The sequence below is a fragment of the Arthrobacter sp. JCM 19049 genome, assembly GCF_001310435.1.
In genome coordinates this window covers 1-18,614 of sequence record NZ_BAXF01000015.1, presented here as the reverse complement: position 1 = coordinate 18,614, position 18,614 = coordinate 1, and the positions used below count along the sequence as shown (strand labels likewise).

Here is an 18,614-nt window from a genome sequence, read left to right as displayed (position 1 = left end):
CGCCGCGAGTGAAGTGCTCAGTGAAGTAGCCACGCCTCCAGCGTACTGCCTGGCTGCGCCCGGCACCCGTGCGGCGGGCGGGTTCCGGTCCCGGGGATAGCTGGCTCACACTCGGCCCAGCACCGGTCACATTGCCGGTAGACTGGATGGGCAAGCTCGCGGAGCGCAATCCCCCTGGTGTGAGACGGCAACTCCGTGTGGCATTTAACCCCCTCGCGCACAGGAGATATGCCGGATGCCCCGGATCGTTGTTGATGTCATGCTCAAGCCAGAAATCCTTGACCCCCAGGGCAAGGCGATTGCGGGAGCACTGCCCCGCCTTGGCTTCTCCTCCTTCGAAGCTGTCCGCCAGGGCAAGCGCTTCGAGCTGACCGTGGAGGGCGAGGTGACCGAGCAGATCCTCACCCAGGCCCGTGAGGCGGCCGCCACCCTGCTGTCCAACCCGGTGATCGAGGACGTCGTCAACGTCGAGGTCGTCGCGGACTAATGAGCACCGAACTGCCCTGATTGGCGACTATTCGACGCCCAGTGCCGAACTGTCCGGCGCCCGCATCGGCGTGGTGACCTTCCCCGGAACCCTGGATGACCGCGACGCCGCCCGTGCGGTGCGCGCCGCAGGCGCCCAGGCCGTGCCGCTGTGGCACGCCGACACCTCGCTGGGAGAGGTGGACGCGGTGATCATCCCCGGTGGCTTTTCCTACGGCGACTACCTGCGTGCCGGGGCGATCTCCCGCTTCGCCCCGATGATGGACAAGATCGTGGACGCGGCGAACTCCGAGGCGAAGCTGCCCGTGCTGGGAATCTGCAACGGCTTCCAGATCCTGACCGAGGCGCACCTGCTGCCCGGTTCGATGATCAAGAACGACCATCTGAAGTTCATCTGCCGCGACCAGGTGCTGCGCGTGGAGAACAACCAGACCGCCTGGACCGGTGAGTACGAGCAGGGCGAGGAAATCACCATCGTGCTGAAGAACCAGGACGGCCAGTACGTGGCCGATGAGAAGACCCTGGACGCGCTGGAGGCGGAGAACCGCATCGCGTTCTCCTACGTGGGCTGGAACCCGAACGGCTCCCGCCGCGCGATTGCCGGGGTGAGCAACCAGGCCGGCAACGTCGTGGGCCTGATGCCGCACCCGGAGCACGCCATCGAGCCCGGCTTCGGGCCGGACCACCGCGGCACCGACGGCCTGCGGTTCTTCACCAGTGTTCTGACCCACCTTGTTGGAGGCAAGAAATGAGCAAGGACGTCGCTCAGGAATTCAATATCGACACCGTGGAGAATGCCTCGGCCACCCCGCAGGTTCAGCTGCCCTGGGCCGAACTGGGCCTGAAGGAAAACGAGTTCGACGAGATCGTCAAGATCCTGGGCCGGCGCCCCACCGCCGCCGAGCTGGCGATGTATTCGGTGATGTGGTCCGAGCACTGCTCCTACAAGTCCACGAAGAACCACCTGCGCCAGTTCGGTGCGAAGGTCACCGAGGAGATGAAGAAGGACCTGATGGTCGGCATCGGCGAAAACGCCGGCGTGACCGACCTGGGCGACGGCTGGGCCGTGACCTTCAAGATCGAATCGCACAACTCCCCCTCCTACGTGGAGCCCTACCAGGGTGCGGCCACGGGCATCGGCGGCATCGTGCGTGACATCATCTCCATGGGCGCTCGCCCGGTGGCGGTCATGGATCCGCTGCGTTTCGGCGCCATCGACCATCCGGATTCCCAGCGTGTGGTGCACGGGGTGGTCTCCGGCATCGGCGGCTACGGCAATTCGCTGGGCCTGCCAAACATCGGCGGGGAAACCGTGTTCGACCCGATCTACCAGGCAACCCGCTGGTCAACGCGCTGGCCGTGGGCGTGCTGCGCCACGAGGACCTGCGCCTGGCCAACGCCTCGGGCGTGGGCAACAAGGTGGTGCTCTTCGGGGCACGCACCGGCGGGGACGGGATCGGCGGCGCTCCGTGCTGGCCTCCGAGTCCTTCGACGACTCCAAGCCCTCCAAGCGCCCGGCCGTGCAGGTCGGTGACCCGTTCGCCGAGAAGGTGCTCATCGAGTGCTGCCTGGAACTGTTCAAGGCCTCCCTGGTCGAGGGCATCCAGGACCTGGGTGCCGCGGGCATCTCCTGCGCCACCAGCGAGCTGGCCTCCAACGGCGAGGGCGGCATGCACGTGGAGCTGACCAACGTGCTGCTGCGCGACTCGACCTGACCCCGGGCGAAATCCTGATGTCCGAGTCCCAGGAACGCATGATGGCGGTGGTCTCCCCCGAGAACGTTGAGGCGTTCGAGCCGTCATGGCCAAGTGGGGCGTGGAGTACTCCTGGCTGGGCGAGGTCACCGACACCAACCGCCTGGTCATCACCTGGAACGGCGAAGTGATCGTGGACGTGGATCCCAAGACCGTCGCCCACGACGGCCCGGTCTACGACCGCCCATACGCCCGCCCCGACTGGCAGGATGCGCTGCAGGCCGACACCTTCCGCTCCTCCGCGGCCGGGCGGGACCTGCCAGGCACCGGTGAGCAGCTCAAGGCGGCGGTGCTGGAGCTGATTGCCAGCCGAACCTGTGCGACAAGTCCTGGATCACCCGCCAGTACGACCGCTACGTGGGTGGCAACACCGCGTTGGCCTCCCCGGATGATGCCGGCGTGGTGCGCGTGGACGAAGCGAGCGGGCTGGGGGTGGCGATCGCCACCGACGCCAATGGCCGCTACACCTACCTGGATCCTTACGCAGGAGCTCAACTGGCGCTGGCCGAGTCTACCGCAACGTGGCCACCTCCGGGGCCATCCCGGCGGCGGTCTCCGACTGCCTGAACTACGGTTCCCCCGAGGACCCGGACGTAATGTGGCAGCTGGCCGAGGCATCCGCGGGCTGTCCGACGCCTGCATGGAGCTGGGCGTGCCGGTCACCGGCGGCAACGTGTCGCTGTACAACCAGACCGGGGAGAAGGCCATCCACCCGACCCCGGTGGTCGCCACCCTGGGCAAGCTGGATGACGTGGCCCGCCGCACCCCCTCCGGGTGGCGCGCCGAGGCCGACGGGCAGGCGATCTACCTGATCGGCAAGACCCTGGATGAGCTGGACGGCTCCGAGTACGCGAACCTGCGCGGGCACTTGGGCGGTCTGCCGCCGAAGGTGGACCTGGCCGCGGAGAAGGCGCTGGGCCAGGTGCTGATCAACGCCAGCCGCGACGGCATGATCGACGCCGCGCACGACCTGTCCGAAGGCGGCCTGGCCGCGGCGCTGTCCGAGATGGTGCTGCGCTACGGCGTGGGTGCCCGGGTGGCGCTGGATGAGATCATGGCTCGTGATGGCATCGACGCGTTCACTGCGCTGTTCTCCGAAACCCAGGCCCGCGCCCTGGTCGCGGTGCCGCGCAGCGAGGAAGTGCGCTTCAACGACATGACCAGCGCCCGCGGGATCACCGTGGCCCGGATCGGCGTGGTGGACGCCGAGTCCAATGCGCTGGAGGTCCAGGGGCACTTCACCGCCTCGGTGGAGGAACTGCGTGAGGTCCACGAGGGCACCATGGAGAAGTACTTCGGTTAATCGCCGCTCTCCCATTAGCGCAATGGCCCGTTTCCTCCTCGCGGTGAGACGGGCCGTTGCGTTTCCCCTCTCCTCAGGGGTGAGCCGCCCCGTCTTGTACATGGAGGTGATGGCCACAGTCCCCTTGGGCGCAATGCGCCGAGTGCTTTCCCCGGTACTGGTCACTTGGTGGGTGCAATGGAAAGGACGGGGTCCACATAGAGGTTATCCCCGGACACCTCTGCCGCGAGAAGAACCTAAATCTGCAGATTTGTGTTCCGAGCTTTGGTAGATGCGCGGACGTATCTGACCAGCCAGAACCTTAGTACGTGAAGGGTGTCTCGCAACTAACGATGGTGACACGAACTCAAGAGATCGGTTGCAGCACATAGTTACGAGAATCGTCCATCGTTGTTTTCTCAAGGGTTTAGGAGCGGGGAAAAGGAGCATGACGAGACGTCTTGCAACTCTTAGGTTATGAGGCACCTTGTAAATGTATCTCTCAACTGCTTCCAAATGCTTCTGCCATACATTTTGATGCACAGATCTCTAATAGATGCCTAAATGGCTCTCCGCAACCGAGGATGTAGCACCACGGACGCAACGACTACCCGCTCTATACGGCCCGCCGGACACTATTGACCGGGGATGGATTGCTCACTGAGAAGCAGATTGAACGGCTTGATGCCTTGCTTGCTGATCAGCAGCACGAGCCAGTGCCATTTACCTGGAACGTCTATCAGCGCATCGTTGACGCCTACCGGCAAAAGGAGAGGAACATCGGTAAATGGGTCATGGAGATAACCAAGGCGAAAATTTCTGCACAGTTGCCCGAACTGGCATCACTGGCCGAAATCTGAAACGCAGGTCTAGGGACTTCCTGGCCTACTTCGACCGGGAAAACGCCTCGAACGGGCCCACCGAAACGATCAACTGACGGCCGGAGCACCTACGCGACAGCGCACTGGGATTCAGGAACCTGGCGAATTGTATTGCCCGCTCGCTCTTGGAATCCGGCGGGTTCAGGGTAAAGCATAAATTAGCCCAACGGCTTCATCTCGATGTATGGGGCGAGCGACTTCTGTTCTTCCGGGAACCAGCGGGTTGCTCGTTGGCTGAGTATACTGCAAACACCAGGCCGCCGGTGCGGAGGTCCGATTCCACGTTTCTCGATGCTTTGCCGACTCCGGCTGGTTGGCAAGCGCTGTACTTGGTGATCTTGTATGATGGTGATGGCTTCTTCGGTGCTGTCCTCTGCTCCAGTAGTCACCGGCTTTCCATGTTAGAGACTAGCCTTAAGATGCTTGTTTTCCTTTTTCTTGGTGACCATCCATAAGTCCTACCAGCATGTGTTTGCGTGAGCGCTCAATGCCGGAGGAGACAGTGTCTCTGATCTCATCTTCAGAGCCATTTTTTATGACTTCAACTAACTTTCCATGATTCGTGGCCTTGTACGGTTGTCCTTGCTTACCTTGGTAGTTCAGGAAACGCTCAATTTCTTCATGAAGTGTCTTGACCGTTTGGGCGAGCACTGGGATCCGCGAGAGTTCGGCAATCTGCACGTGGAGGATCCGATTCATTTCGTTCCGGGTCTGGTGGTCAAAATCCGGGTTCGTACTTGCTGCGCTTAGCGCTTCAAGGCTTTCTAATTCTTCTGCCGTTGCTCTATGGGAAGCGAGAACTGCGGCTTCGGTTCAAGTAATGCCCTCATGCGATAGGTGTCTTGAAGCTCACCAAAATCGATGGCTTTCACAAGTGTTCCCCTTCGTGGGATGACAACGACTAGGCCTTCGCGCCGCAGAACATTAATTGCTTCACGAATTGGTGTTCTGCTCATGCCGTACTCTTCGGCCAGCGCGGTATCGAGGATCAGTGAGCCCGGTCGAAATCTGCAGCGCAAAATATCGCGCTTTAGAGCCTCATACGCGCGGTCCGCCATAGAGCCCGCTTTATTCACCACTTCTAACCTCGCTCTTTTTTACCCCTGCATAAATGTGAGGCTTGACACTCTGCCAAGAACAAGCATAGCATTCTCGAGATATATCACGAGAGTAACACCGTAATGCACACTGGGTAGGTTTTACTGGACCAGCGCCTTCCCTGTTTGGTACTTCATGCAATTTGCGCATGTCCTTCACTTCGTAATCTCGACGATTGATCAAGAAAAGGTTTTCAGGAAGATGACACAAACTCCTGTTGGGACTACTGACGTTCCCACAAACCGCTTATATCGTGCTCTAAGCGCCATCGAAAGGGCCGGTAACAGGCTTCCACACCCTCTGTGGCTCTTTGTAATTCTCTGCCTTGTGTTGGGAGTTGTCAGTGCAGCTTTGGCTGCCTTCGGCGTCACAGTTACGCTGCCCACGACCGGTGAAGACGTTGCCGTTCAGAATCTTTTTTCCTTTGAGGGGATCAAGTTTGCGCTCGAATCGGCGTTGACGAACTACGCTACTTTTCCGCCTTTGGCTACCATCGTCGTAGTCCTATTGGGTGTGAGTGTTGCGGAGCGTAGCGGTCTTCTCACCGCAATATTGCGCATCACCATAGGACGACTGCCCTCGTTTATGCTAACGTTCTCCATCGCTTTCAGCTCGATGATCGCCCACATCATGAGTGACTCGGCATACCTGGTCATGATCCCGCTGGGAGCCTTAGCTTTTCGCGCAGCAGGCCGCAGCCCTGTATTAGGCTCATGGTTGCCTACGCTGCAACAGCCGTGGGATTTAACGCCAGCCCGCTAGTAACACCCCAAGACGCCATCCGTTCTTCCCTTTCCACCGCTGCCGCGCACATCGTGGACGAGAACTACACCATCACTCCTGTCGCCACATACTTCTTCACTGCTGCCTCGTCGGTGGTCCTCGCGGCGGCCATCGCCCTGATCGTGGACAAGTTCCTTGCGCGCCGGCCAGAATTTGGCGCCTCAACTATGGAAACCGATTTCCTGAAGGCCGATAAGCTCTTCAATGTTGTCAACGACAAGGGCGCTGCAAATGCTAGTCAAATTACGCTTAACAGCATTGAAAAGCGTGCCCTAGGTGTTTCAATGGGTGTCTTCGTCATTTGCGCCGTATTGGCGGTACTGGCCCTTCTGCGGATCGCCTTTCTTGGGTGAAGGTGGCAGTATCGTGACATCGGTCATCGTGAAGAACATCGCCATTGTTATCTGCGTGGTTTTCGCTCTCTTGGGGATTGTCTACGGAAAGATCACGGGCTCGATCCCTACACTGAGTGATGTGCCTCCGGCCATGGCAGAAGGTATTCGCACACTCGCTCCGGTCCTTGTACTGTTCTTCGTTGTGGCGCAGTTCCTGGCCTACTTCACCTGGACCAACATTGGCTCCGTGATTAGCGTCAATGGCGCACAGGCACTCAAATCGCTTGACGCACCACACCTCGTCATCTTGCTAGTAATCGTGCTGGCCATCAGCGTCTTGAACATTCTCATCACGAGCGGCTCGGCAATGTGGTCAATCCTCGCCCCGGTTGTCATCCCCATGATGATGTACGTGGGCCTTCGGCCGGAAGCTTCCATGGTTGCCTTCATGATCGGTGACTCGGTAACCAACTGCATTACCCCGCTGAATGGTTACTTTGTCCTCGCGCTTGGATACGTCCAGCAGTTCCGGAAAGGAGCTGGCATCGGGACCATGCTCTCGTTCACCGTTCCCTTAGCTGTCGGTGTCCTTGTCGTCTGGTCGGCATTCTTCACTCTCTGGTACGCCTTGGGCATCCCGTTGGGGCCTGGTGTGCCAGTTCGGTAATCAACCAAGTCAAAACGTGCGCTGGAACCTCGGTGCGCACTTACGAAAGAAGGAATACATCCTATGGGAAGTATCGCAATTGTCGGAGCTGGCAATGTGGGACAGGCCATTGCCGGCCACATGATCTTACTGGGCCATGATGTCCGACTGTTTTCACGCTGGGATAAAGATTTCGAAGATATCCGCGCGAACAATGGCATTGATCTCACGGGAGATGTAGAAGGACACGCGGACAATCCAATGATGACGATTGATCTCAGGAAAGCAGTTTCAGGTGCCGACACCGTCATCGTCGCTGCACCAGCCTTTGCCCACGCGTATCTCTCGGAACAACTGGCCTCGATTCTGGAACCTGAGCAGTTGGTGGTCTTCCAGCCAAGTGTTTTGGGCAGCGCCGTCGAACTGTCAAAGCACTTCGGATTGGCTCAGCGGCAAGCCTGCCTCATCGCTGAAACCGCAACTAGCCTCTACACCTGCAGGTTACGCGGCCCGGCCCAGGTTTATATCGGCGCCATCAAGAACGCGGTGCAACTAGCAACCATTCCCCAATCAAGATCTCAAGAAGCCCTGGATCGACTGAGCCAGTACTTCGGGGATCGCTATGTTGCTGGCAGTGACACACTGTCTGTGGGCCTGGCCAATTGCAATGCGATCTACCACGTCCCACCCGCGGTGTTGAATATCAAGACTGTCGAAGATGGTGATGGGCTGCCGCAACATACACTTGTGACTCCAGGCGTTGCTGAAGTCATCAACGCGCTCGACCAGGAACGGCTCCTTCTCGCTCGGGCATTGGGTGTCGAAACCATTACCTTCTGGGAATTCCTGGAAAGCGCGTATGGTGTCACCGAGGGATCGTATGTAGAACGCATCGTTCAAGGTTACGGCCGGCAGGCATTCCCGGAACCAGATTCCTTGACCCACCGCTACTTCACCGAAGATATACCCTTTGGATTGGTCATCTGGAACTCGTTGGCTCAACAAATCGGATTGTCGTTGCCGCTGACGGATTCCTTCATCAAGCTCAGTGGCATCATCTGCGGAACTGACTTTGAAGACAGTGGACGCACGGCGGATATTTTGGGACTAGAAGGTCTCGATGCGCAGGCAATTAGGACAGCCTTTTTGCAGGGCACAGTTCCATTGGTGACTTCGTAGAACACAGCCAGATGAATTGAAGGTTCAAGAGCTAGTGAAATTTACGATCCAAGAGCCCACACCGTGCGTTTGACGCACGTTCTGTTGCCTTCGAATTCTAGAGAGTGTGTCTTCCAATTTTGCTGGAAGACACACTCTCTTTTTGTTGGAGCTCACTTCTTGAACATGCAGACACGGATAGCCTTTGATGTTTCTGGCCGTGCAGCTCAATGAGATTTACTATGCAGATTGAAGGAAGATGCTACGTTCTCATTGTCTTCGTCGTGGCGGATATCTCAGTAGGTTGCTCGGCGCGGAACTGGGTTTCATATTCATCGCTCAGCCTCGCAAGCCCATCCGTCATGAGATGGTAGTACTTCTCCATGTCACGTATTCGGGAGAGAAACAGCTCCGATCCATCGGATGTGGTTGCGGTTCGTTCGGCCAAATCTTGTAACTTAGCAACTTGGTCGCGAGTGTGCTTAGCGCAGTTAACCCACGCGTCATCGGACCATTCATACTGGGCGCGTCGGACACCCGGTGTTTTAAGGCGACGGATAACCCCTGTGGTGAGCAAGAGCCGAGTGCTTTCTGAGATTGCGCCTCCACTGGCGTGGAGCTGATCCTGTAGTTCCGTGAGGGTCAGCGGTTTCGGACTGGCCATGAGAGCCGCCGAGATACGGCCGGCCATAGGGGGCCACATCAGAAAATTTGCCAGAGCAGCACCCAGCTCCTCAGTGAACTTCTGGTTCGCTGCCAATGATGACCTCCTTGACTAAGGCATAAGCGGAGATTCAAATTTTACAGGAAACTGAGTTTTCGTTTTTTCTTGAAATTTCATTCTTCGGTGAGATACCCTTTCCAAGGAAGGCGGTGACCCGCGTCACAGTCTGGCTTGGACAAAGCACTTCTGCCTTGGGAAGGGGAAAACACCATGAGCACCTGGAAATACGTTGTCGTAGGTGGGGGATCGGCCGGCGCGACCTTCGCGGCACGTCGCGCAGCAGCCGGAGACAAAGTATTACTGCTTGAAAGTGGTCCGGATTATCGAGCCGAAGAGCTGCATGAGGCTTGGCGCAGCCCAATCCGCTCAAAGCCCTGGTCGACCCGATCGCTTGTGAGGGAATGATGTATCCAAAACTGCTGGCTAAGCGGACACCAAAGCAGGAACCGGCGCCATATTGGCGCGGTCGGGGGGTTGGTGGTAGTTCAGCCATTAACGGTCAGATTGCGATTCGTCCCCCAGCGGAAGATTTCGATAATTGGGCCGCTGACGGTTGCGACGGGTGGAGCTGGTCAGAAGTATTGCCTTATTTTAGGAAGCTGGAGCACGACGCGCAGTTTGGTGAGGAGTCACATCACGGTAACGCGGGTCCGATCCCGATCTATCGCGCAGGTGAGGAGACATGGGGACCAGCGGATCGTGCATTGGCAGATGCTGCCCAAGAAATGGGGTTGCAGTGGGTAGAAGATATTAATTCGCCCTCTGGTTCCGGCGTTAGCGTATACCCGATCAATTCGCGTAATTTGCGTAGAGTCTCGGTCAACGACGCATACATTGAGCCGCAGCGGGAGAATCCTAATCTCACCGTGCGCGGTGGGTCGACTGTGGATAGGGTTCTTTTCCGCGCTAACAGGGCAATTGGAGTGCGGATTATCACCGATGAAGGGGCAGTGGAGGAATACGGTGAGGAAATCATCCTCGCTGCAGGTGCTGTGCATACTCCACCGATACTGATCCGTTCGGGAATCGGACCTGCCGCTGTTTTGGAGCGCCTGTCGGTCCCGGTGCGCAGGGAACTTCCGGTGGGCGAAGGATTGCAGGATCATCCAATGATTGCTGTGGGCATTTTACTGGGGAGGAACACCCCACCAGTGACCGTCGAAGACAGGCATACGAACATCGCCGCCCGGTTTAACAGTGACGATCCGGATGGCTGCCGTAATGATCTAATGCTCGTGTCTATGAACCAGAACGTGCTGGCGATGGAAAGTGCCGACACCTCGCATGGGGCCGCAGCGATTGGTATTTGGCTCAACCAGGTGCATTCACGGGGCCGAGTTGAAGTGACTTCAGTCGATCCTTTGGAGCAGCCATTCGTGGATGAACGCATGCTCACGGACGTACGTGACATACGCAGGTTACGTCAGGGGGCTCAATTCCTTGCACGGCTCTGTACGACTGCTCCAGTGCGCGCGATTTCCGCAGTGCCTGTAGAACAAAGCGCTGAGGAGTTCTATACAGCTATTGCTTCGAATGACGAGAGACGAATTGATGAATTCCTGCGGTCACGCGTCGCTGATACACAGCATGCCACCAGCACTTGCCGCATGGGCAGGGAAGAAGATCCCCGCAGCGTCGTCAATCCCGAATGCAAGGTCATCGGATTCGAGGGACTTCGCGTGATTGACGCTTCGATCTTCCCCTCGGTTCCAAGGGCCAACACCCATCTGGCCACGGTCGCCATCGCCGAAGCAATGGCCGATCGTGTTATCCCTAAAGAAGAAAGCACATCGAAAGGTCTGGAAAATGCTGAAGCTTAGTAACTTCATTGGCGGGCAATGGCAGGGATCCGTCTCGGGCAGGACGCTGCAAGCTGCTGCTTCAGATGATGGATCGATTTTCGCAACATTTCCCGCTAGCAGCTTCGATGAGGTAAACCGCGCTGTGAGTTCGTCGCGTGGCGCCCAAAATCAATGGGTATCCCTGCCGCTAGATGAACGACTGGCAATGCTGCGCAAGTTCGCTGATCGGATCGAGTCGCGCGCTGAGGAGATCGCACGGGAAGAACAGCGTGAAATGGGCAAGCCGATCGCAGTCGCACATCAATTCCTTCAAGCCGGCCTGAGTGCTTTCCGGGCAGCCTTAGAGGATGGGGGAATTATCCGTTCCACACCAGTATCAAGGGCGCCAACGGAACTACAGAGATCAACCGTAGCGCCTTAGGAGTCGTAGCCCAGATTGTCCCGTGGAATTTCACAGTGGCACAGATCTTAGTCAACCTCGGTCCGTTGCTTGCCTCCGGCAACACTGTGATCATCAAGCCTTCTGAGAAAGCCACCCCTTCAGCATGCATCCTGTTCGAGGAAAATCTGCTGCCATCTGGAGTTCTGAATCTTGTGCTGGGCGACGGGCAGGCGGGAAAGGCCCTAGCTGCTCACGCAGACATAGATCTGGTAGTTTTCACCGGTTCGATTGCCACCGGTCGCAAGATTGCGCAAGCTGCCGGAAGCAATCTGAATCGGTCCATTTTGGAGCTGGGCGGCAAAGACGCGGCGATTGTTGATGTCGGAGTCGATGTGGAATCGGTAGCCATGGACGTGGCAGCAGGCTCATTTCTCAACAGCGGACAGATCTGCACTTCCATGGAACGCATTTACGTTCACCAGGACATTGTCGAAAGTTTCCTTCCAGCTCTTGTTGAAGCCAGCAAGATCTTCGCTGAGGGTGGCCGAATGGCAATTGGCCCAATGGTCGACAATGATCAGGCGAGGATAGTGGCCGAACATGTGTCCGACGCTGTTGCGCTTGGAGCCGAAGTGATTGCCGGAGGTATCCCTACAGAGGTGAATGGTAATCATTTCCCGCCCACGGTTCTTACCGGGATCACCGCAAACATGCTAATTGCGCAGCAGGAGACTTTTGGGCCGGTTGCTCCAATAACAGTCGTTGACTCATTTGCCACCGCACTAGAACTGGCCCGTGAGAGTGAATATGGGCTGGCTGCCACGGTTTACAGTAATAATGCGGAAAATTTGGCTGCGGCCCGTGACATCGAAGCGGCAGTGATCTGGATTAACGGTTGGCAGGCAAGCGACGGCATCCGTCAGGCCGAACCGGCTCGATCTAGTGGCATGGGCGCGGTAGGCGGCACCCTTTCCTATGACGCGGCCACACGGCCCACAACAGTATTCGTACCCCATGAAGCGGACGGCCATGAGTACTGTAATCCGCCCCGAGAAGGTGTTCGACGGAGAAACTTTCCTTCCTAGCGGGACCGAAGTACTCATTGACGGTGGACAGATCAGGGAAGTAGGACCAGGACTCGTCGCAGACGACATCGTGGAACTACCAAACTGTACACTGACACCGGGATTAATTGATTGTCATGTGCACCTCACTATCGATGGTATTAATCCCCTCGCGCAACTGACCGAACCGTTTTCACTGCAGTTCTATACAGCTGCCGACACATTACGACGCACCCTAGATTTGGGTATCACTACAGTACGCGACGCGGCCGGAGCCGACGCCGGAATCAAACGAGCCATTGAACTAGGATTGGTCGAGGGGCCCGATATGCGTATTGCAGTCAATATATTGAGTCAAACTGGTGGCCATTCGGATGGTGTGACCCCTTCAGGCGCCGTACATCACCTGCTGCCTGAGCACCCAGGCCGACCAGCCCCTGTCGTGGACGGTGTTGAGGAGATGCGCAAGCGCGTGCGCGAACTGCAGCGTGCAGGTGCCGATGTCGTCAAGATCTGCACTAGCGGTGGCGTCTCATCAGTGACCGACAATCCACATCATGCACAATTCAGCATGGACGAACTAGAAGCTTGCGTCCGAGAGGCGAAGTCCGGACAGACACCAGTCATGGCCCACGCGCAAGGTAAACAAGGAATTATCAATGCAATCCGCGCTGGGGTCAGGTCAATTGAGCATGGCGTCTATGCTGATGACGAGTGCTTCCAGCTGATGATAGAGCATGACGTGTGGCTCGTGCCGACGCTTCTGGCCCCTGTAGCACTGAACCGGATGATCGACGCCGGCGCTTCGGTAGCAGATGAAGTTGCACGCAAATCACGCGAAGCTGGCATCGCTCATGCTGCCATGATCAAGCAAGCGGTCAAAGCCGGAGTCAAAATCGCGATGGGAACTGATGCGGGACTTTTCAAGCACGGAATAAATCTAGAGGAGCTCCAGCTCATGCAAAGGGCCGGGATGAGCCCCGAAGCTGTGCTGCATGCCTCCACCCAGTCCGCTGCCCAGTTACTCGGGTTCGACGATCGCGGTGCTATTCGGCCAGGACTCCGAGCGGATTTGGCCGTCTTCCGCGGGGATCTGACATCCTTTGAAGGATTGTCTTCACGGGTTGCAGGAGTATACAAAAGCGGACGAAAGGTCCGCTGAACAACGGCTCCGGGCTAAAATCGCGCGCGTACTGCGGCCCGGAGCCGCGGGGAAACTGCGCGCCCGGGAGAAGAAGCAGCTGTATCTGCGTTACTTTGAGCAGCACAGTCAGCAGCGTACCGGGGAGGGGATGAGGGTGTCCCCCTGCAGGTTTCCCGTGCTTGGCCCGCCTCTTGATGAGGTTGCAATACCTCGTACTGGCCCCTCTCCCGATAGCGGCTCATAAGGATCTGCGGTCTTGGGGAATGCGAGTCCCATAACGAATCGACCGCAGTGGAGCGCATACCTGGACCGGCGCCGAAACTACTTTCGCACTCGTTTCCTTCAAGCCGATAACCTAACGAGTGTAAGGCGGAGAGAGTTTCTTTTGATATCCAAAACCGTACGGCAATCTTCGATAGTCCTGCATATTTACTCTATCTACAATACGCATATCCGTTATGGAAGAGGGGTTGGATGATTCGTCGGATGAGATACGCAGAATGCGGCTTTACATAACGTAGATTATCGGTCACTTACGGCAATAGAAGTAGCTGCGAGTCGCATCGGTTGGCTCATGGGCGTCTGAGCTGCTTCGTAGCCAGCCTGTTCTGTCGGTTCTACGCTGGGCTCGGCAGGAAGGTCTGCGGTCTCGGTATGGCTAGTTTCTCCAGCTTCCACGGAGGCAGATATGCTTTCCGATGCCTCTGGTGCCGAGGCGGATAGCTCCTCGGCGGTGGTTTCCTGGGTGCTGGCTGTGGCGAAGGCGAGGTGTGCTTCTGTGGCATGTGCCGGCGCGGCGGAGAACAACAGGCCGGAGGCGAGGGCGGTGGAGAACAGAGCTCCAGTGACGCTAGGGGGCATGTTTTCCTGGTTCTGTGCAGAAAGCGCATCGGCCGCGGATTCTGGTACCGTGAGTGCGGATCTCAGAGGAGGACACCGGGGCCTGACGTGTATTCGAATGGATACGTGTAGAAGAATAATTTAGCGTATTTATTTGTGACTGGAGAGTAGTCATCCGCTAGATAGTTCCTGCCTCGCCAGCATGCCCTCCAAAGACCCCCGAGTCCGCAGGACAAGACAATACAAAAGCCGGAGCTATACATAATATAAATTTATCGATGAGAAAAATCCGCTCTGTGGAGTGCATGGGGCCACTGCTCACCCGCTGGTGGCGCAGGCCGCGAACTTCACGGCCCCGGCCAATACCGAGCACGGGGTGCTGCAGGTGCTGCGCGCCTCCCTTCAGGGGCGCAGCCAGTTGTAGCCGTTCATCCTCAGCTATGCGGTCTCGATTGGTAGCTACTTTCAATGCTGTCTGGAGATCGGTTGAACCGCCCGTCGGCATCGAGCAGCCATCCCATGCGCTTGTAGCTTCTTGTGCCGACACAGGTTTCAAGGATCTGCAGTTGCGGAAACTGTGCGACGAGCTTTCGCTCGATGCTGGCGATTTCAGATGGTTCATGCAGCTGCATGTTGAACGTCAGGTTCGCTTCCCCCGTGGTGGCTGCGCACAATCTTAGGCTGCGAAAAGTTTTAAGGAATTGCGCGATTCGGTCTTCCATTCCCGGTGGCACCTTGGTAAACCACTGTACCAACAGCGGGGATCCGGAATAGTCGGTAGCCAGTTCGCAACGAATGTATACCATGCCTGCGGATAGTGCGGCATTGAGCAAGCGAGCTGCGGTGGCCGGATGCTGTCCTGTTGATTGGGCTATATCTCGTGCTGTTGCTCGGCCATTGACCTGCAGGACTTCAAGGCAGGGCCACAGGGCCGCAGGGATAGTTCCGACTGAAACCTGCGGTGCTGGCGCCAGGCGCGTAGCTCATCCTCCTGCCGAGGTGAAAGGACATCGAGTCTCCACTGGTCTCCGCTGGCATAGACGCGTGTGCAGACGGAGGCCTTGATCCTCAGAACCCCTTCCACTGCCCACAATTTGGGCAGCACCCGGTGTGACATGCTCAGCCAGTCCGGAGCGATGCAGGTCAACCGGAAATCGGCATGCCGCGAGGAACTGTCAACGGAATTCACCTCCGGTATCCGGCACAATGCCCGCAAAGTGGCATCCATGAGTCGGGGATCCACCTCCACGTCCAAGAGCACGGTGCAATGCATCTGCGGGCGGCCACCCAAATGCCCCAGTATCCAGACGACCCGTTGCGAATGCAGGCGGTTCCAGCGGTTAGACAAGGTGGCCGGATGCCTTCCAAGCACCTTGCCCAGCTCTGTCCAACTTAAGCGCGGCGCTATTTGTAGCGCATGCACTAGTTCCAAGTCATCTTGCGCTAGTTCGAAATCCATCATCGTGCAACTATTTTCGGTCGATCCACGTTCAAATGCAATTAAACCTTGAATCTACAGGGGCACGTTCCAAAGTACCTGATGATAAACAGTGTGATTGGCCTCATAAGATGCCTCCTTGTCAACGAAAAGAAGGTCCGCGATGTATTCTTCGGAAAACATTGTCAGCGATGCCCAGCACCTGGCGCCTGAAATCCAGAAGCTTCGCCATGAGCTTCACCGTCAACCGGAAGTCGGACTTGATTTGCCATTGACCCAACAGCGAGTCCTGGAATGGCTCGAACCGCTAGGATTCGAGGTGACTCTGGGACAAGAGCTGAGCTCGGTCACCGCTGTGCTGCGTGGCGGTGCCGCGCGGGACAATGCTCCCAGCGTCCTACTGCGCGGCGACATGGATGCCTTGCCAGTAAGGGAAAAGGCCAACGTTTCCTACGCCTCCCAAACGGGCAATACGATGCATGCCTGCGGCCACGATTTGCACACTGCCATGCTCGCTGGAGCCGCGACGATTTTGGCGGATCGACGCGACCAGTTGGCCGGGGATGTCGTCTTCATGTTCCAGCCTGGCGAGGAAGGATTCGACGGTGCCGGCCACATGATTCGCGAGGGAGTGCTTGAAGCCGCCGGCGCAACGGCAGACGCAGCCTTTGGGTTGCATGTCATGAGCGCGCTGGGAACCTCTGGACAGTTTATGAGCCGTCCCGGCCCGGTGATGAGTTCTTCAGCTGGTCTCTTCGTCACGGTGCACGGGCAGGGCGGACACGGTTCCGCACCATTCCTGGCCAAGGATCCGGTCTATGTTGCCGCGGAAATGGTCACTGCGATGCAAGGGATGGTTACACGCAGGTTCGACGTCTTCGATCCAGTGGTGATCTCCGTAGGAGTCTTTGAGGGCGGCCATGCCCGCAATGTTATCCCCGAAACCGCGCACTTCGAAGCTACCGTCCGCTCATTCAGCCGCGAGACCTTTGCAGCATTAGAACAAAAACTCCCGCGCCTACTGCGTGGCATTGCCTCAGCGCATGGCGTAGACGTTGAAATCGAACTGCGCCCGGAATATCCGGTGACAATCAACACGAATCTGAGACTGCCACGCAAGCCGTGCCGTGGTGGAGCTCTTCGACGAGTCAGCATATGCGCAGATGGCAAACCCGCTCGCGGGATCGGAAGATTTTTCCCGGGTCCTCGAACATGTTCCCGGAGCCTTTATATTCCTGTCAGCGCTGGCACCGGGCGTCGAGGCTTCCGACGCACAATTCAACCATTCACCTTTTGCAGAATTCTCCGATGAGGTTCTGCCTAAGGGCACCGCACTCTACACACATCTGGCCATCAGCAAGCTCGCTGAATTGTCCGCCAACTAACCTCGGACCGGAGAAATCTCATGGAAACGCCTAAACTCGGCGGCGCGGCGTCGACTACTGACCGACCGCATAACCGCAAGGAACTGACAAAGAGCCTCTTCGGCATCGGTGCCGGCAACGCTGTTGAATGGTTCGACTGGGCCATCTACGCCACCTTCTCCCCGTATATCGCCAATAACCTCTTCTCCCCGCAAGACGCGACCAGCGCCTTCCTCGCAACCATGGCCATCTTCGCCGTGGGCTTCGTAGCGCGACCGGTGGGCGGAGTGCTCTTCGGCGTGATCGGTGACCGCATCGGTCGCAAGACCTCGATGACGTTGGCTGTCGGCCTGGCAGCGTTAGGATCGTTGATTATTGCAGTGACCCCGAACTTCGCAGCCGTGGGTGCATTTGCCTCGGTGATGCTCCTGATCGCCAGACTCATCCAAGGCTTGGCCCACGGCGGCGAACTTCCCAGCGCCCAGACCTACCTGGCCGAGATGGCACCGGCACCGAAACGCGGCCTATACGCAACGCTGATCTACTTCTCAGGGACCGCCGGCATCGTCTTTGGCACCTTGCTCGGAGCCATTTTCACCTTGGTCTTAACCACCGAGCAGATGAACGGGTTCGGCTGGCGCATTCCCTTCGCATTGGGAGCTGTTTTCGGACTATACACCCTCGTCATGAGAGCACGTTTGAAGGAAACTGAGCAGTTCACGAAGCACAAGAAGGCCGAGAAGCAAGCTACACAGCCGAAGGCCTCGCTTATCAAAGACTTCATGGCCAACCGAACAAAAGCCTTTCAAGTCATCGGGTTGACAGTCGGCCTCACCGTGGTTTACTACATTTGGTCCGTTGCCACCCCTGCGCATGCAATCGCTACCCTTGGCATGGAACCATCCGAGGCCCTTTGGGTTGGCGTAGCGGCAAACCTAATCTTCATGGCGGCACTCCCATTCTGGGGTAAACTGTCGGACCGCATTGGTCGGCGTCCGGTATTGATCATTTCGTCTATTGGTGCTGCTGCAATGCAGTTCCCGATGACCTTCGTCGTGCATGGTGAATGGTGGCAACTATTCATCGCTATGTCGGTCATGTTGATCTTCATATCCGCTTCGGCGGCCATCATGCCCGCGGTCTATGCCGAGCTGTTCCCCACATCGGTTCGCACTATCGGTGTTGCCGCGCCATATGCCTGTGCGTAGCTTTGTTCGGCGGGACAGCGGCATATCTCCAAGCAGCTCTGGATAGCTGGTTCGGTGAATATGGAGGAACGGTCTTCTCGATCTATTCGATTGTGCTGCTGCTGATATCGGCCCTAACGGCATGGGCCATTACTGAATCCCGCGGCAAGGAACTGACGGATTAGCCTGCGTCAAAAGTCCTAGCTGTGCCATCCGGTGCCGAAGCGCTCCTAGGCGCTGGGGCGT

Annotated in this window: 14 protein-coding genes and 5 pseudogenes; 15 read left to right on the top strand and 4 right to left on the bottom strand. The window is 57.6% G+C overall.

Going from position 1 to position 18,614, the window contains the following annotated elements:
• Window positions 1-235: 235 nt before the first annotated feature.
• The 5 genes and pseudogenes from purS to JCM19049_RS22985 form a co-directional block, all read left to right on the top strand.
• A complete protein-coding gene (gene purS, locus JCM19049_RS01845; protein WP_054820624.1) occupies window positions 236-487 on the top strand; it encodes a phosphoribosylformylglycinamidine synthase subunit PurS in 252 nt (83 codons plus the stop codon).
• 16 nt (window positions 488-503) lie between these two features.
• Window positions 504-1,238: a phosphoribosylformylglycinamidine synthase subunit PurQ gene (gene purQ / locus JCM19049_RS01840; protein ID WP_054820623.1), complete on the top strand. Its 735-nt coding sequence runs from the start codon at window positions 504-506 to the stop codon at window positions 1,236-1,238.
• Window positions 1,235-3,543 (top strand): annotated as a pseudogene (purL, locus tag JCM19049_RS01835) (phosphoribosylformylglycinamidine synthase subunit PurL). Before purQ ends, purL begins: the two are co-directional and overlap by 4 nt.
• Before the next feature lie 617 nt (window positions 3,544-4,160).
• Entirely contained in the window at window positions 4,161-4,382 is a 222-nt protein-coding gene (locus tag JCM19049_RS22990; RefSeq protein ID WP_374700205.1) for a hypothetical protein, read from the top strand.
• Window positions 4,370-4,549: pseudogene (locus JCM19049_RS22985) on the top strand (transposase); the annotation flags it as partial. The gene JCM19049_RS22990 and the pseudogene JCM19049_RS22985, both read left to right, overlap by 13 nt.
• Window positions 4,550-4,817: 268 nt before the next feature.
• Here JCM19049_RS22985 and JCM19049_RS17945 read toward each other — a convergent pair.
• Window positions 4,818-5,153: pseudogene (locus JCM19049_RS17945) on the bottom strand (FCD domain-containing protein); the annotation flags it as partial.
• 14 nt (window positions 5,154-5,167) lie between these two features.
• Window positions 5,168-5,461 (bottom strand): GntR family transcriptional regulator, encoded by a 294-nt coding sequence (locus JCM19049_RS17940; RefSeq protein WP_279402244.1) that lies wholly within the window; start codon window positions 5,459-5,461, stop codon window positions 5,168-5,170.
• Between the two features lie 175 nt (window positions 5,462-5,636).
• Between JCM19049_RS17940 and JCM19049_RS22980 the strand changes: the two are divergent.
• The 8 genes and pseudogenes from JCM19049_RS22980 (at window position 5,637) to JCM19049_RS17915 (ending at window position 14,803) form a co-directional block, all read left to right on the top strand.
• Window positions 5,637-6,637: pseudogene (locus JCM19049_RS22980) on the top strand (AbgT family transporter).
• Window positions 6,561-7,286 carry an AbgT family transporter gene (locus JCM19049_RS17925; RefSeq protein WP_306420624.1) on the top strand — a complete coding sequence of 242 codons (726 nt, stop codon included), beginning with the start codon at window positions 6,561-6,563 and terminating at the stop codon, window positions 7,284-7,286. Before JCM19049_RS22980 ends, JCM19049_RS17925 begins: the two are co-directional and overlap by 77 nt.
• Window positions 7,287-7,349: 63 nt before the next feature.
• Window positions 7,350-8,444 carry an NAD/NADP octopine/nopaline dehydrogenase family protein gene (locus JCM19049_RS01820; protein ID WP_054820621.1) on the top strand — a complete coding sequence of 365 codons (1,095 nt, stop codon included), beginning with the start codon at window positions 7,350-7,352 and terminating at the stop codon, window positions 8,442-8,444.
• A 1,050-nt stretch (window positions 8,445-9,494) separates the two neighbouring features.
• The gene (locus JCM19049_RS01810) at window positions 9,495-10,967 is read left to right on the top strand and encodes a GMC family oxidoreductase (protein WP_279402240.1); all 1,473 of its coding nucleotides are present in this window, start codon (window positions 9,495-9,497) and stop codon (window positions 10,965-10,967) included.
• The gene (locus JCM19049_RS17920; RefSeq protein WP_279402239.1) at window positions 10,954-11,370 is read left to right on the top strand and encodes an aldehyde dehydrogenase family protein; all 417 of its coding nucleotides are present in this window, start codon (window positions 10,954-10,956) and stop codon (window positions 11,368-11,370) included. Before JCM19049_RS01810 ends, JCM19049_RS17920 begins: the two co-directional genes overlap by 14 nt.
• Window positions 11,253-12,416, top strand: coding sequence for an aldehyde dehydrogenase family protein (locus tag JCM19049_RS01805; protein ID WP_306420625.1), 1,164 nt, complete (start codon window positions 11,253-11,255; stop codon window positions 12,414-12,416). Before JCM19049_RS17920 ends, JCM19049_RS01805 begins: the two co-directional genes overlap by 118 nt.
• The gene (locus JCM19049_RS01800) at window positions 12,361-13,557 is read left to right on the top strand and encodes an amidohydrolase family protein (RefSeq protein ID WP_054820618.1); all 1,197 of its coding nucleotides are present in this window, start codon (window positions 12,361-12,363) and stop codon (window positions 13,555-13,557) included. Before JCM19049_RS01805 ends, JCM19049_RS01800 begins: the two co-directional genes overlap by 56 nt.
• Window positions 13,558-14,680: 1,123 nt before the next feature.
• Window positions 14,681-14,803, top strand: coding sequence for a hypothetical protein (locus tag JCM19049_RS17915; protein ID WP_279402238.1), 123 nt, complete (start codon window positions 14,681-14,683; stop codon window positions 14,801-14,803).
• Between the two features lie 10 nt (window positions 14,804-14,813).
• On the opposite strand, the gene JCM19049_RS01795 is transcribed toward JCM19049_RS17915, so the two are convergent.
• Together JCM19049_RS01795 and JCM19049_RS22975 are read right to left on the bottom strand one after the other, a co-directional pair.
• Entirely contained in the window at window positions 14,814-15,212 is a 399-nt protein-coding gene (locus JCM19049_RS01795) for a hypothetical protein (protein WP_279402237.1), read from the bottom strand.
• 38 nt (window positions 15,213-15,250) lie between these two features.
• Window positions 15,251-15,838: an Lrp/AsnC family transcriptional regulator gene (locus JCM19049_RS22975; RefSeq protein WP_374700206.1), complete on the bottom strand. Its 588-nt coding sequence runs from the start codon at window positions 15,836-15,838 to the stop codon at window positions 15,251-15,253.
• 142 nt (window positions 15,839-15,980) lie between these two features.
• On the opposite strand from JCM19049_RS22975, the gene JCM19049_RS01785 reads away from it, so the two are divergent.
• Both JCM19049_RS01785 and JCM19049_RS01780 read left to right on the top strand, forming a co-directional pair.
• On the top strand, window positions 15,981-17,129 hold the full coding sequence (locus JCM19049_RS01785; protein ID WP_306420623.1) for a M20 family metallopeptidase: 1,149 nt from the start codon (window positions 15,981-15,983) through the stop codon (window positions 17,127-17,129).
• A gap of 93 nt (window positions 17,130-17,222) precedes the next feature.
• Window positions 17,223-18,553 (top strand): annotated as a pseudogene (locus JCM19049_RS01780) (MFS transporter).
• The last annotated feature ends 61 nt before the right edge of the window (window positions 18,554-18,614 follow it).